At 59.7% G+C, this 12,393-nt stretch carries 12 protein-coding genes; 6 read left to right on the forward strand and 6 right to left on the reverse strand.

The features are described 5' to 3' along the window. The first annotated feature begins 102 nt into the window (after nucleotides 1–102). The 3 genes from cysT to JZY08_RS02710 are packed head-to-tail and all read left to right on the forward strand — an operon-like array spanning nucleotide 103 to nucleotide 2,871. Complete coding sequence (cysT, locus tag JZY08_RS02700) at nucleotides 103–960, forward strand: sulfate ABC transporter permease subunit CysT (protein ID WP_003509001.1); 858 nt, start codon at nucleotides 103–105, stop codon at nucleotides 958–960. Then, nucleotides 953–1,822, forward strand: coding sequence for a sulfate ABC transporter permease subunit CysW (gene cysW / locus JZY08_RS02705; protein WP_003494312.1), 870 nt, complete (start codon nucleotides 953–955; stop codon nucleotides 1,820–1,822). Before cysT ends, cysW begins: the two co-directional genes overlap by 8 nt. An 11-nt stretch (nucleotides 1,823–1,833) precedes the next feature. Further along, nucleotides 1,834–2,871, forward strand: coding sequence for a sulfate/molybdate ABC transporter ATP-binding protein (locus JZY08_RS02710; protein WP_216330928.1), 1,038 nt, complete (start codon nucleotides 1,834–1,836; stop codon nucleotides 2,869–2,871). Nucleotides 2,872–3,297: 426 nt separating this feature from the next. On the opposite strand, the gene JZY08_RS02715 is transcribed toward JZY08_RS02710, so the two are convergent. The 6 genes from JZY08_RS02715 to JZY08_RS02740 form a co-directional block, all read right to left on the reverse strand. Beyond that, a complete protein-coding gene (locus JZY08_RS02715) occupies nucleotides 3,298–3,663 on the reverse strand; it encodes a helix-turn-helix domain-containing protein (RefSeq protein ID WP_035241759.1) in 366 nt (121 codons plus the stop codon). After that, nucleotides 3,660–3,941, reverse strand: a complete 282-nt coding sequence (locus JZY08_RS02720) for a DUF6516 family protein (RefSeq protein WP_216331495.1) — start codon at nucleotides 3,939–3,941, stop codon at nucleotides 3,660–3,662. Before JZY08_RS02720 ends, JZY08_RS02715 begins: the two co-directional genes overlap by 4 nt. Before the next feature lie 64 nt (nucleotides 3,942–4,005). Then, entirely contained in the window at nucleotides 4,006–5,019 is a 1,014-nt protein-coding gene (locus JZY08_RS02725; protein WP_216330929.1) for an NAD(P)H-quinone oxidoreductase, read from the reverse strand. Between the two features lie 88 nt (nucleotides 5,020–5,107). Next, entirely contained in the window at nucleotides 5,108–6,910 is a 1,803-nt protein-coding gene (locus JZY08_RS02730; protein WP_082183888.1) for a GGDEF domain-containing protein, read from the reverse strand. Nucleotides 6,911–7,091: 181 nt separating this feature from the next. Further along, a complete protein-coding gene (locus JZY08_RS02735; protein WP_082184616.1) occupies nucleotides 7,092–7,328 on the reverse strand; it encodes a type II toxin-antitoxin system ParD family antitoxin in 237 nt (78 codons plus the stop codon). 253 nt (nucleotides 7,329–7,581) lie between these two features. After that, nucleotides 7,582–8,130: an HdeD family acid-resistance protein gene (locus JZY08_RS02740; RefSeq protein WP_035242032.1), complete on the reverse strand. Its 549-nt coding sequence runs from the start codon at nucleotides 8,128–8,130 to the stop codon at nucleotides 7,582–7,584. Between the two features lie 221 nt (nucleotides 8,131–8,351). On the opposite strand from JZY08_RS02740, the gene betI reads away from it, so the two are divergent. The 3 genes from betI (at nucleotide 8,352) to betA (ending at nucleotide 12,346) form a co-directional block, all read left to right on the forward strand. Continuing rightward, nucleotides 8,352–8,972, forward strand: a complete 621-nt coding sequence (betI, locus tag JZY08_RS02745; protein ID WP_216330930.1) for a transcriptional regulator BetI — start codon at nucleotides 8,352–8,354, stop codon at nucleotides 8,970–8,972. A 12-nt stretch (nucleotides 8,973–8,984) separates the two neighbouring features. Beyond that, entirely contained in the window at nucleotides 8,985–10,466 is a 1,482-nt protein-coding gene (gene betB, locus JZY08_RS02750; RefSeq protein ID WP_137037243.1) for a betaine-aldehyde dehydrogenase, read from the forward strand. A 230-nt stretch (nucleotides 10,467–10,696) separates the two neighbouring features. Beyond that, nucleotides 10,697–12,346, forward strand: coding sequence for a choline dehydrogenase (gene betA / locus JZY08_RS02755; RefSeq protein WP_216330931.1), 1,650 nt, complete (start codon nucleotides 10,697–10,699; stop codon nucleotides 12,344–12,346). Nucleotides 12,347–12,393: the final 47 nt, after the last annotated feature.

Genomic DNA, 12,393 nt, shown 5'->3' on the forward strand with positions numbered 1-12,393 from the left:
ACAAGGCCGGGGAACACCGGCTCCCAGAGAGCATTTCCAGGAAAACTGGACCCCGGTTTTCTGTCTGGAAATGCGTCAAACTAAAGATTATCCGGAGCCTTGATGAGCAATAATACATCCGGAAACAGGTGGAAGTGGCGTCAGTCGAGCGTAATACCCGGCTTCGGCCTGACGCTTGGTTACACGGTAACCTATCTGTTTCTCATCATTCTTATTCCGCTGGGCGGCCTCATCTGGTCCACGGCGAAACTGGGTTTTTCAGATTTCATTGCGATCGCCACCGACAGCCGCACGCTGAATGCGCTGCGTGTCAGTTTTGGCACGGCATTTCTCGCCGCGCTGGTCAATGCGGTTTTCGGCGTCATCGTCGCCTGGGTTCTGACGCGATATCGTTTTCCCGGCCGCCGCTTCGTTGATGCCATCGTGGATTTGCCCTTCGCCCTGCCAACGGCGGTCGCCGGCATCGCGCTCACCACGCTTTATGCCAATCGCGGCTGGGTCGGCTCGCTGTTCGAACCTTTCGGCATCAAGATCGCGTTCACGCCGACCGGCATCGTCATCGCGCTCATCTTCATCGGCCTGCCATTCGTGGTCCGCACCGTGCAGCCGGTCATGGAAGAGATCGACCGGCAGGTGGAGGAGGTGGCGGCGACGCTTGGCGCCAATCGTTTCCAGACCATCACCCGCGTTCTGCTGCCGAGCCTGACACCCGCGATCCTCACGGGTTTCGCGCTCGCCTTCGCACGCGGTGTCGGGGAATATGGCTCGGTCATCTTCATCGCCGGCAATATTCCTTACGTCTCGGAAATCGCGCCGCTCCTCATTGTCATCCGGTTGGAGGAGTTCAACTATGCGGCCGCGACCGGCATTGCCACCATCATGCTGATCATCTCCTTCGCCATGCTGTTCCTCATCAATCTCATTCAGGCCTGGAGCCGCAAGAGGTACGGTTATGTCTGACGCTTCCCGCACCTCTGCCCGGCCCTTCCGCGATCCCGCCAGCGAGAGCCTGCCAGCCCGGCTGGCGCTGATCGCCATCGCCTTCCTTTTTCTTGCGGCCTTCCTGGTGCTGCCGCTGGTATCGGTATTTTTCGAAGCCTTCCGGAAAGGCGCCGACGCCTTCTGGGAGGCGATCGTCGAGCCGGATGCGCTCTCCGCCATCCGCCTGACGCTGCTTGTCGCCGCCATTTCGGTGCCGCTCAACCTCATTTTCGGGGTTGCCGCCGCCTGGGCAATCGCGAAGTTCGAATTCAAGGGGAAGGCGTTTCTGATAACGCTGATCGACCTGCCGTTCTCGATCTCGCCGGTCATATCCGGTCTGGTTTATGTCATCCTGTTCTCCTCGCACAGCGTGCTCGGGCCATGGCTGAAGGGGTACGGCATCGAAATCCTCTTCGCCGTTCCCGGCATCGTGCTTGCCACCATCTTCGTGACCTTTCCTTTCGTGGCGCGAGAATTGATCCCGCTGATGCAGGATCAGGGCAATGGCGACGAGGAGGCGGCGATTTCGCTTGGTGCTTCGGGCTGGCAGACCTTCTGGTATGTCACGCTGCCGAACATCAAATGGGGCCTGCTCTATGGGGTGCTGCTCTGCAACGCCCGCGCCATGGGTGAGTTCGGCGCGGTCTCGGTGGTGTCTGGCCATATTCGCGGTGAGACCAACACCATGCCGCTGCATGTCGAGATCCTCTATAATGAGTACAATATCGGTGCTGCCTTTGCGGTGGCGACGCTGCTGGCCGGTCTGGCACTCGTGACGCTCGTTCTCAAAACCATTCTCGAAATACGCTTTGGCGCGGGCAACGCAGCCGGCAAGCATTGAAAGGCATATTCATGGAAGTGAAAGTTTCCGGCATCACCAAGCAGTTCGATCGCTTTCCGGCGCTGAACGACGTGTCGCTCGACATTCGTTCCGGGGAGCTGATCGCGCTGCTCGGTCCCTCCGGCTCCGGCAAGACGACGCTGCTGCGCCTCATCGCCGGCCTGGAGCAGCCGACCGAAGGCCACATTTTCTTTGGCGATGAGGATGCCTCGCACCGCACGGTGCAGGAGCGCAATGTCGGTTTTGTCTTTCAGCATTACGCGCTGTTCCGCCACATGACGGTGGCGGAGAACATTGCCTTCGGCCTCAAGGTGCGTCCCTCCGCCAAGCGTCCGCCAAAGGCCGAAATCCGCAGACGGGTATCCGAGCTTCTCGACATGGTGCATCTCTCCGGTCTCGAAAAGCGCTATCCCACGCAGCTTTCCGGCGGCCAGCGCCAGCGCGTGGCGCTGGCCCGCGCGGTCGCTATCGAGCCAAAGGTCCTGCTTCTCGATGAGCCTTTCGGCGCGCTCGACGCCAAGGTGCGCAAGGAGCTGCGCCGCTGGCTGCGCGAATTCCACGACCGCACGGGCCACACCACCGTCTTCGTCACGCACGATCAGGAAGAAGCGTTGGAGCTGGCCGACCGTGTCGTCGTCATGAGCCAGGGCAAGATCGAGCAGGTCGGCACGGCGGATGACGTCTACGACACGCCCAATTCCCCCTTCGTCTTCTCTTTCATCGGCGAATCCTCAAGCCTGCCGGTAACAATCCGTGAAGGCCATGTGCTGTTTCAGGGGGAAAGCATCGGTATCGATGAGAGCGGCGATGGCGAGGGCGAGCTTTTCTTCCGTCCAGAAGATGTGGCACTGACGGCGGAGAAGGACGCGCTTTACGGCAAGGTCACCACCTGTCGTCGCCTTGCCGGCACGCGCATTGCGGAAATCGACATCGCCAATAATGGCCATGAGCCCTATCACCTTGAAATCGAGGTGCCGCTCAACGCCGCCGTCGCAGTGGGCGCCGAACTGCGCTTCCGCCCGACGCGGTGGAAGATTTTCCGCAAATAACGGGAGGCGGGTTGCTATGCCGTTGATGGGAGCGGCGTCCGCAATGTCCTCGTCACACACCGGCCGTGCCGGTATTCAGTCAGCCCAAGGACTTGGTCTGGCTGAATCTCTGTCACAAGCACAGAGATGAGGGAAGCTGGTGAATGCGCTGATATGCCCGGAAACGGAAAAGGGCCGCCAGAGGCGACCCTTCCATGAGCTTGGTCCTGTTTACAGACCCGGGACTGTTTCTCAACGTTCCGAAGGCAAGAGGTTTTTACGCCGAGGGCTGCCCCGTCGAAAACCCACCCTTTCCATTGCCTGCACCAGAGACCGAAATCTCATTAGACATTGGATCACCTCCTTCCGATACGTTGAACATAACTAGAAGGTAGTACGATTCGCGCTTAATGCAAGAGGGGTTCGTTCGAGGTATTGCCAGGCGGATTACGCCGCTTCTCCGGCACTCACGTCGAATTCGAAATGGATGCTGTCGTAGGGAAACTCGATGCCGCCCTCATTCCTGTCGATGATGCCCGCGTGGAGGAGCGTCGTCACATCGCGATGAACGGCCTGCACATCCCGTCCCACACGGCGCGCTACCTCGCGGATCGAAAGCGCCCCCTGTCCCGCGAGAGCCCTGACGATGGCAAGACGCAGCGGTGCGAGAATGCGGTGCAAATCCTCATAGCTTGAAAATGCGACTGACGGTTTTGCCGCCACCGGCTTTCCGGACATCGCCAGATTTCCGGCGGTGACAAACCGGTCTTTAATGTCGTCGATTGAGCTGAGACGTACGGTGAGAGCGGTCATGTCAAAATCCTTTTCATATCAGCCTGAAAAGCATCGAAGAGGGCTTCAAGCGTCGTGAACTCAATTGCGTCCTCATGCCCCGCCATATGGCGATGATCACCTTTCCCGCGCTCATTGTCATAACGCAGAACGCATTCCCCCTCGATCACAAGCGCCAGCCGGTATTTTAAAGAGTGGACGCTTCCAGGAACTGGCTCCGGCAGATGCCACAGGACAACCTCGAAGAAGGCCGTTTCATTGATCACTCTGCGGGTCTTTTCGAGCAGTACGGCCTTCATATTGTTATTCATGACAACGCCCATGGATGTTGTCAACGAAAACAACGCTGTTCGCTTCTTGCCGTCAGGACACCCGCATCACGATCTTGCCGATATGATTGCTGCTTTCCATCAGCCGGTGGGCTTCTGCCACTTCGTCCAGCGTGAAAACCCGGTTGATGACAGGTGCAACCTTGCCGCTTTCGATGAGCGGCCAGACCTGCTCGACGAGGTCGTCACGGATGGCGCGTTTCTCGTCGGCGGTGCGGGGGCGCATGGTGGAGCCGGTGACGGTGAGGCGCTTGACCATGATCGGCGTGAGGTTGACCTTCTCGGCGGTGGCGCCGCCCAGAAAGGCGATGATGGACAGGCAGCCATCCTTTGCGAGTGTGGAAAGGTTCTTTTCGAAATAGGCAGCGCCGATCATGTCGAGAACGACATCGACGCCCTTGCCATCGGTCTCGGCCTTGATGACGGCGGCGAAGTCTTCCTCGCGGTAGTTGATGGCGCGTCTGGCGCCGAGCTTGACGCAGGCTTCGCATTTCTCCGCTGAGCCTGCGGTGGCGTAGACATCCGCGCCGAAGGCTTTGGCAAGCTGTATGGCCGTTGTGCCGATGCCGCTGGTGCCGCCGTGAATGAGCACATTTTCCCCTTCGGTGAGGCCTGCCATCTGGAACAGGTTGGCCCAGACGGTGAAGAAGGTCTCCGGCAATGCGGCAGCCTTGACGGCGTCGTAGCCCCTGGGGAAGGGCAGGGCCTGTCCGGCCGGCACGGTGCAATATTCGGCGTAGCCGCCGCCATTGGCGAGCGCACAGACCTTATCACCCGGCTTGAATTCACTGACGCCTTCACCGAGCGCCACCACCTCTCCGGCAATTTCGAGGCCGAGAATCGGGCTCGCATCCTTCGGCGGCGGATAGGTTCCCTGCCTCTGCGCGACATCGGGGCGGTTGACCCCCGCTGCCTCGACCTTCACCAGTATCTCGCCTTTGGCGGGTTTCGGCAAAGGCGCTTGCGAAAGCTGCATCACCTCCGGTCCGCCATGGGAGGGAAGGTCGATGAAGCGCATTTTTTCGGGCAGGGTCATGGTGTCGGGCATGGCCAGGGGCAACTCCTCACTTGTCGACGTCGCCTGAAGATGTAGGTCAGATGCGCCGCTTAGGGAAGAAGTCGCTTTGTCACGAGTGTCATTTTGTCTCGCCGAATACCCGGATGACGAGGCCGCCGTCATTTTCCTTTGCGGCCGCCTTGATGCAGGCGATCTCGCCGCCGATACGCTCGGGATTGGCGATGATCAGCCCTTTCGGCAGCGTGAGGACGCCGATCGAGCAGCGCAGCAGGGCGAAGTCGCGCTCGTTGCCGTGGCGGTCCTGGCCCTTCATGCAGCCGGCTGCACGGTCTTCGTCGGAATAGAGTTCGGCGACGTCGTCATGAAAATCGCTGAGCAACCGTTCGAGGATTTCCGTAAGTTCCTCCATCGACCAGTCGCGCACGCCGATGAAGAAGTCATCGCCGCCGATATGGCCGAGAAAGCAGTCACCGGCGAAGAAATACCGGCGCATCAGGGCCGAGAACAGGGTGATGGCGTGGTCGCCGGCGTTGAAGCCATATTTGTCGTTGAAAGGTTTGAAATTGTCGAAGTCGCAGTAACAGAAGAAACGGGTCTCGTCGCCATCGCTGCAGCTGTCGACGATGAAGCCACCGATTGCGCGGTTGCCGGGCAGCGCGGTCAGCGGGTTCTGGTCCTGCGCCATCTTCAGCTGTTTTTCATTGATGACCTTGATGAGTGACGCTGCCGAGACGATGCCGGCATAACGCATGTTCTCGGTCAGGATGATGCAGGCGCTGCCACCCATGCTGGCGAACATGTTCATCAACTGGTCGGCATCCGCATCCAGACCCACAATCGGCGCGGGGTCGACGAAGTGGGAAATGGTGCGCTCGTAGATCTTGTTCTTGAGCAGATCGCGTCCGAAAGGCCGGTAGATATATTCCTTGAGGTGATATTCGTTGATGACGCCGCGCGGTTCGCCATTGGCGTTGAGGACCGGGAAAAAAGCCTGCTGCGGGTTTCTGCGGAACAGTTCGAAGACGCTGTCGACGCTGTCATGCTCAAACACGGTGGGAAGACGCTCTATTTCGCGGCGGATCAGAATTTCGTCCAGCGACTGGCTGCTGCGCCGCGCCACGCCGAGACGGTTGAGATGGGGAAAGCTCTCAGGCAACTCGCTGATGAACACCGTCGGCTTGGCGATCAGCCAGCCCTGCACGAGATCGACGCCATATTCGCGGCAGGTCAGAAATTCCGCTTCCGTTTCGATGCCTTCCGCAATGACGCGAACGCCGAGAACATGGGCGATGTTGACGATGTTGCGCACGAGATGCTGCTTGCGGGGAAGGTGGTCGACACCGCTGATGAAATGCCGGTCGATCTTCAGGTAATCCAGCGGGAAGTCGCAGAGCAGCTTCATCTCGCCGTGGCCGGCGCCGAAATCGTCGATTGCTAGCTTGAAGCCTTCCTTGCGCATCCGCGCAATCAGCGACGTGAATTCCGGCACGCTGGTATTGTCGAAACGTTCGGAAAGTTCAAAGCAGATGGAAGAGGCCGGAATGCCCGCCCGCGCCAGATGGCCGACGAGCTTGTCGAGAATGGCGTCTCCATGCGGGATCAGCCGCACATCCAGATTGAGAAACAGGGTGGTGGAGGAAAAGTCGGGCAGGGTGGAAAATTTTGCCAGCGCCCGGCTTGCCAGCATCTGCTCGAAGGCCTTCAACTCGCCGTCTGCTGCCGCCTGGTCAAGAAGCGCCAGCGGATTGGAAAAGCCAAGCCGATCATGGCCGCGCATCAGCGATTCATAACCGAAGATCGTGCCTGTCGTTGCCTCGACAATGGGCTGAAACGCGGTCTCAAGAACAAGCTTCGCCATCGGAAACATCTGCCCGGAGGCAAACCGTCTTATGACATCGTTTTCCACTGTGACGGCCTGCATTTCTGTTCTCCGCTATTGCCCGTCCCAATCGTGGTATGCGCATGGAATGCCCATACGGGACGCGTCTCTTTTGCGGCAACAATTGCAGATGACAGGTCAACAAAAGCTTTCACGACTGTGAAGCTTTTGTGAACGTTTTATAACGGGCCCTCTATATCTAAAGAGGGCGTTGCGCCGGGCCCTATGCCCGGCGGACGTGGCCGGTGTGAGCAGCGTAAAGTTCCGCAACATTCATGCGTTCGCGGTCCGACTCGACAGGTTCTGCGGGGGTGGAGCCGACACCGTGTTCGGCGGAGGCCGCCCATAGTCTCAGCGCGGCCCTGACGACCTCGCTGCCGGATGCATAAGCGCCGCAATTAACGGCCTCGCGCATTCTTGCTGCCTGTTCCGGGGAAATCGATACTGTCACCATTGGCATGATATCACTCCCTTTTTCAATGACCGCCATAGGCAACCCGATAGATGTCCGCCGTGCGGACGGGGCGATGGCAATCTTTTGCGGGCGGTCGTTTTTTGAGGTTTTCGTCTGGACGCCGCTTCCAGCGAAATTGGTATCATTGTCTATCTTACCACGAAACGCGTTCCATACCCAATTTGCAGTATATAGGGGTTTAGTTTTTCCCTGTTCCGCGTCTAACCGATATGAGGCGGCAGGCGCGTCACAAACACCCTTATGTACGCATCGCCATGGCGAGCGCGATCATCGCAAAGCCCTGCATGATAAGGTCAATCGCCAGAAACAGGCCAAGCACCCAGAGGCTGTTCACCGGCCAGCCGGCGGCAATCACCAGACCCGCCAGTGCGGTCACTGCACCCGCCACGGCAACCCAGCCCCAGCCGGTTGCCGGTTTCAGCCTGAAGCCGACGACAAGGCGGAAGATGCCGGCGATAACCAGCGAAACCGCCATCAATAATGTCAGCACCGCCGCCGTCAGATCAGGGTTCTGGAAGGCGATGACGCCCGCAATGGCATAAAGCAGGCCGCTCAGCGTCCAGAACAGCACGCTTTCCCAGCCCTTCACCTGAAAGGCATGGAAAAGCTGCAAAATGCCGCCCATCAGCATCATGACGCCGACGTAAAATACGGAGGCAACGGTGGCGACGAGAAGATTGCCGAGCGCAATGACCCCAAAGGCCAGAAGAACGAGGCCAAGGGCTAGAAACCAACCCCACTTTGCTCTGAGGGGTGAAAATCCAGGCGCATTGAGACTGTGTGTCATCTCGCTGTCTCCATGAATGGTCGGGGTAAAGCTATCACGATTGCAGCATAGCGCAACGAGAATGCCGAAGATTTGATCCAGATCATGAGGCGCATGCAGCGGCAAAACCGTCTGCGCTTCAGTCTTTCCGCCCGGCAGCACATCAGCGACATGAAATGGCGCATTTTTTATTGATTGATTGATCAATCAAGAATATTTTGCCCGCCATCAAGGAGACCCTTATGCCCAAGATCGGAATGGAGCCTTTGCGCCGGAAGGCGCTTGTGGATGCGGCACTGCGCACCATAGGCCACCACGGTTCGCTGAATGTGACGATGTCGGATATCGCGAGGGAAGCCGGTGTGTCGGCGGCCCTTGCGCATCACTATTTCGGCAGCAAGCAGCAGCTCCTTCTGGAAACCATCCGCAGCCTGCTGCGCGACTTGAGGCGTGATGCGGTGGCGGCGCTGACCCGCGCCAATGGCCCGCGTGAAAGGCTGAGCGCCATCGTCCACGTGTCCTTTCAGAGCGACCAGTTCACGCCCGAGACAGTGTCGGCATGGCTTGCCTTTTATGTCGAGGCGCAGCGTTCCGAGGAAACGCGCCGCCTGCTCGTGCTCTATTCGCGCCGTCTGCGGTCCAATCTCATGGCAAGCCTCAACCGGCTTTGCCCGCCCGATGATGCCGCGCGCATTGCGGAAGGGGCGGCGGCCCTTATCGACGGGCTTTATATCAGGCACAGCCTGCGTTCGGCGCCCCTCGGTCTCGCTTCAGCGCCGGCGCTTGTCGAGGATTATTTCGACATGCAGCTCAAATCTTTCCCCGATGGACAGCGCCCGAAGCCGTCCATCCGTGTTCTCTAAGGAGTATTCGACATGACCATCGCGACGCCGCTTAAGGCGCAGCCCAAAGCCTCGCATTTCATCGACGGGGACTATGTCGAAGACAATACCGGCACGGTGATCGAAAGCATCTTTCCGGCAACCGGCGAGGTGATTGCACGACTGCATGCGGCAACGCCGGCCATTGTCGAGCGCGCCATCGCCTCGGCCAAACGTGCGCAGAAGGAATGGGCGGCGATGAGCCCCATGGCGCGCGGCCGCATCCTCAAACGCGCCGCCGATATCATGCGCGAACGCAACGACGCGCTTTCCACACTTGAGACGCTGGATACCGGCAAGCCCATTCAGGAAACCATCGTCGCCGATCCGACCTCCGGCGCAGATGCCTTTGAGTTTTTCGGCGGCATTGCACCTTCCGCGCTGAACGGCGATTATATCCCGCTCGGCGGCGATTTCGCCTATACCAAGCGTGTGCCGCTCGGCGTCTGCGTTGGCATTGGCGCGTGGAACTATCCTCAGCAGATCGCCTGCTGGAAGGCGGCACCCGCGCTGGTCGCAGGCAACGCCATGGTCTTCAAGCCTTCGGAAAACACGCCGCTCGGCGCTTTGAAGATTGCCGAAATCCTGATCGAAGCCGGTCTGCCGAAGGGCCTGTTCAACGTCATTCAGGGCGATCGCGACACCGGCCCGCTGCTGGTCAATCACCCGGATGTGGCCAAGGTTTCGCTTACCGGCTCGGTCCCGACCGGCCGCAAGGTGGCCGCTGCCGCTGCCGGGCATCTCAAACACGTGACGATGGAACTCGGCGGCAAGTCGCCGCTGATCGTGTTCGATGATGCCGATATCGAAAGCGCTGTGGGCGGGGCCATGCTCGGCAACTTTTATTCCTCCGGCCAGGTCTGCTCCAACGGCACGCGTGTCTTCGTGCAGAAAAAGGCGAAAGACCGCTTCCTCGAAAACCTGAAACGCCGCACCGAGGCGATGATCCTCGGCGATCCCTTGGATTACGCCACCCATCTCGGCCCGCTGGTCTCGAAAGCGCAGCAGGAAAAGGTCCTTTCCTATATCGAGAAGGGCAAGGCGCAGGGAGCAACGCTCGTCACCGGCGGCGGCATTCCCAACAATGTCTCGGGTGAGGGGGCCTATGTGCAGCCGACCGTCTTTGCCGATGTGACGGACGGCATGACCATCGCCCGCGAAGAAATCTTCGGCCCGGTCATGTGCGTGCTGGATTTCGACGATGAGGACGAGGTTCTCGCTCGCGCCAACGCCACGGAATTCGGCCTCGCTGGCGGCGTCTTCACCGCCGATCTCGCCCGCGCCCATCGCGTGGTTGACCAACTCGAGGCGGGCACGCTGTGGATCAACACCTACAATCTCTGCCCGGTGGAAATCCCCTTTGGCGGGTCGAAGCAATCCGGCTTCGGCCGCGAGAATTCGGCCGCCGCGCTGGAGCATTATAGCGAGTTGAAGACGGTGTATGTGAGCACGGGGAAAGTGGACGCGCCGTATTGAGAGGCGGCGCATGGGGCTCACCCCCCTCTGTCCTGCCGGACATCTCCCCCTCAAGGGGGGAGATCGACCTGAGGCACGGTCTCGCCAATCTCAACGTTCGAGAATGAAATGACGAAACAGCGTCTTGCTGATCTCCCCCCTTGAGGGGGAGATGCCCGGCAGGACAGAGGGGGGTGAAGCCCCGCCCGCCACAACCAATCGGAACCAACGCTCATCGGAGAGAGCAAATCATGCACGCAGATTACGTCATCGTCGGTTCCGGTTCCGCAGGCTCCGCCATCGCCTATCGCCTGTCGGAAGACGGCCGTTATTCGGTGATCGTCATCGAGGCGGGTGGTTCGGACTTCGGTCCGTTCATCCAGATGCCGGCAGCACTCGCCTGGCCGATGAGCATGAAGCGCTACAATTGGGGTTATCTTTCCGAACCAGAACCGAACCTCGACAACCGCAGGATTACAGCACCGCGCGGAAAAGTCATCGGCGGCTCGTCGTCCATCAATGGCCTCGTTTACGTGCGCGGCCATGCGGAGGATTTCAATCGCTGGGAGGAGCTTGGCGCGCAGGGCTGGGCCTATGCGGATGTGCTGCCTTACTTCAAGCGCATGGAACATAGCCATGGCGGCGAAGAGGGTTGGCGTGGCACGGATGGGCCGCTGCACGTTCAGCGCGGACCGGTCAACAATCCGCTGTTCCATGCCTTCATTCAGGCCGGCGCACAGGCAGGCTTTGAACTCACCGACGACTATAACGGCTCCAAGCAGGAGGGTTTCGGCCTGATGGAGCAGACCATCCATCACGGCCGCCGCTGGTCCGCCGCCAATGCCTATCTCCGGCCGGCGCTGAAGCGCGGCAATGTCACGCTGGTGAGTGGTTTTGCCCGCAAGGTCGTCATCGAGAATGGCCGCGCCGTGGGGGTGGAGATCGAGCGAAAGGGTGTCGTGGAAACCATCACGGCCAATCGCGAGGTGATCGTCTCCGCATCTTCCTTCAATTCCCCGAAACTGCTGATGCTTTCGGGCATCGGGCCTGCTGCCCATCTGGCGGAAATGGGCATCGAGGTGAAGGCGGATCGTCCGGGCGTGGGCGCAAACCTTCAGGACCATATGGAGTTTTATTTCCAGCAGGTCTCCACCAAGCCGGTCTCGCTTTATTCCTGGTTGCCGTGGTTCTGGCAGGGCGTGGCGGGTGCGCAATGGCTGCTGTCGAAGGGCGGGTTAGGGGCCTCCAACCAGTTCGAGGCCTGCGCCTTTCTGCGCTCGGCACCCGGTCTGAAACAGCCTGACATCCAGTATCATTTCCTGCCCGTCGCCATTTCCTATGACGGCAAAGCCGCCGCGAAAAGCCATGGTTTTCAGGTGCATGTGGGCTACAACCTGTCGAAATCGCGCGGCAATGTCACCCTGCGTTCCGCAGATCCGCATGACGACCCGGTCATCCGCTTCAACTATATGAGCCATCCGGAAGACTGGGAAAAATTCCGTCATTGCGTGCGCCTGACGCGAGAAATCTTCAGCCAGAAAGCTTTCGACGATTTTCGCGGACCGGAAATCCAGCCGGGCGAAAAGGTGGAGACGGACGAGCAGATCGACGCCTTCCTGCGAGAGCATCTGGAAAGCGCCTATCATCCCTGCGGCACCTGCCGGATGGGTGATCGCAGCGACACGATGGCGGTGGTCGATCCCGAATGCCGTGTGATCGGCGTGGAGGGCTTGAGGGTCGCCGACAGCTCGATCTTCCCGCATGTGACCTATGGCAACCTGAACGGCCCGTCGATCATGACCGGCGAAAAGGCCGCGGATCATATTCTCGGGAAAGCCCCTTTGCCGCGCTCCAATCAGGAGCCGTGGGTAAACCCGCGCGCGGCCGTCAGCGACCGGTGAAAGGCGGTTTCATCAGTTTCAGCCACTTGGGTAAAAACTGGCGAGCC

The organism is Rhizobium sp. X9 (assembly GCF_018873185.1).
GTDB classification, from domain to species: Bacteria; Pseudomonadota; Alphaproteobacteria; order Rhizobiales; family Rhizobiaceae; genus Agrobacterium; species Agrobacterium oryzihabitans.

Excerpts from the sequence above, each read along its gene's own strand:
- JZY08_RS02720 (WP_216331495.1), bottom strand. The coding sequence starts at position 3,941 with ATGAAGGCCGTACTGCTCGAAAAGACCCGCAGAGTGATCAATGAAACG.
- JZY08_RS02710 (WP_216330928.1), top strand. The coding sequence starts at position 1,834 with ATGGAAGTGAAAGTTTCCGGCATCACCAAGCAGTTCGATCGCTTTCCG.
- cysW (WP_003494312.1), top strand. The coding sequence starts at position 953 with ATGTCTGACGCTTCCCGCACCTCTGCCCGGCCCTTCCGCGATCCCGCC.
- JZY08_RS02735 (WP_082184616.1), bottom strand. The coding sequence starts at position 7,328 with ATGCCAATGGTGACAGTATCGATTTCCCCGGAACAGGCAGCAAGAATG.
- JZY08_RS02725 (WP_216330929.1), bottom strand. The coding sequence starts at position 5,019 with ATGCCCGACACCATGACCCTGCCCGAAAAAATGCGCTTCATCGACCTT.
- betI (WP_216330930.1), top strand. The coding sequence starts at position 8,352 with ATGCCCAAGATCGGAATGGAGCCTTTGCGCCGGAAGGCGCTTGTGGAT.
- JZY08_RS02715 (WP_035241759.1), bottom strand. The coding sequence starts at position 3,663 with ATGACCGCTCTCACCGTACGTCTCAGCTCAATCGACGACATTAAAGAC.
- betB (WP_137037243.1), top strand. The coding sequence starts at position 8,985 with ATGACCATCGCGACGCCGCTTAAGGCGCAGCCCAAAGCCTCGCATTTC.
- betA (WP_216330931.1), top strand. The coding sequence starts at position 10,697 with ATGCACGCAGATTACGTCATCGTCGGTTCCGGTTCCGCAGGCTCCGCC.
- JZY08_RS02730 (WP_082183888.1), bottom strand. The coding sequence starts at position 6,910 with ATGCAGGCCGTCACAGTGGAAAACGATGTCATAAGACGGTTTGCCTCC.
- JZY08_RS02740 (WP_035242032.1), bottom strand. The coding sequence starts at position 8,130 with ATGACACACAGTCTCAATGCGCCTGGATTTTCACCCCTCAGAGCAAAG.
- cysT (WP_003509001.1), top strand. The coding sequence starts at position 103 with ATGAGCAATAATACATCCGGAAACAGGTGGAAGTGGCGTCAGTCGAGC.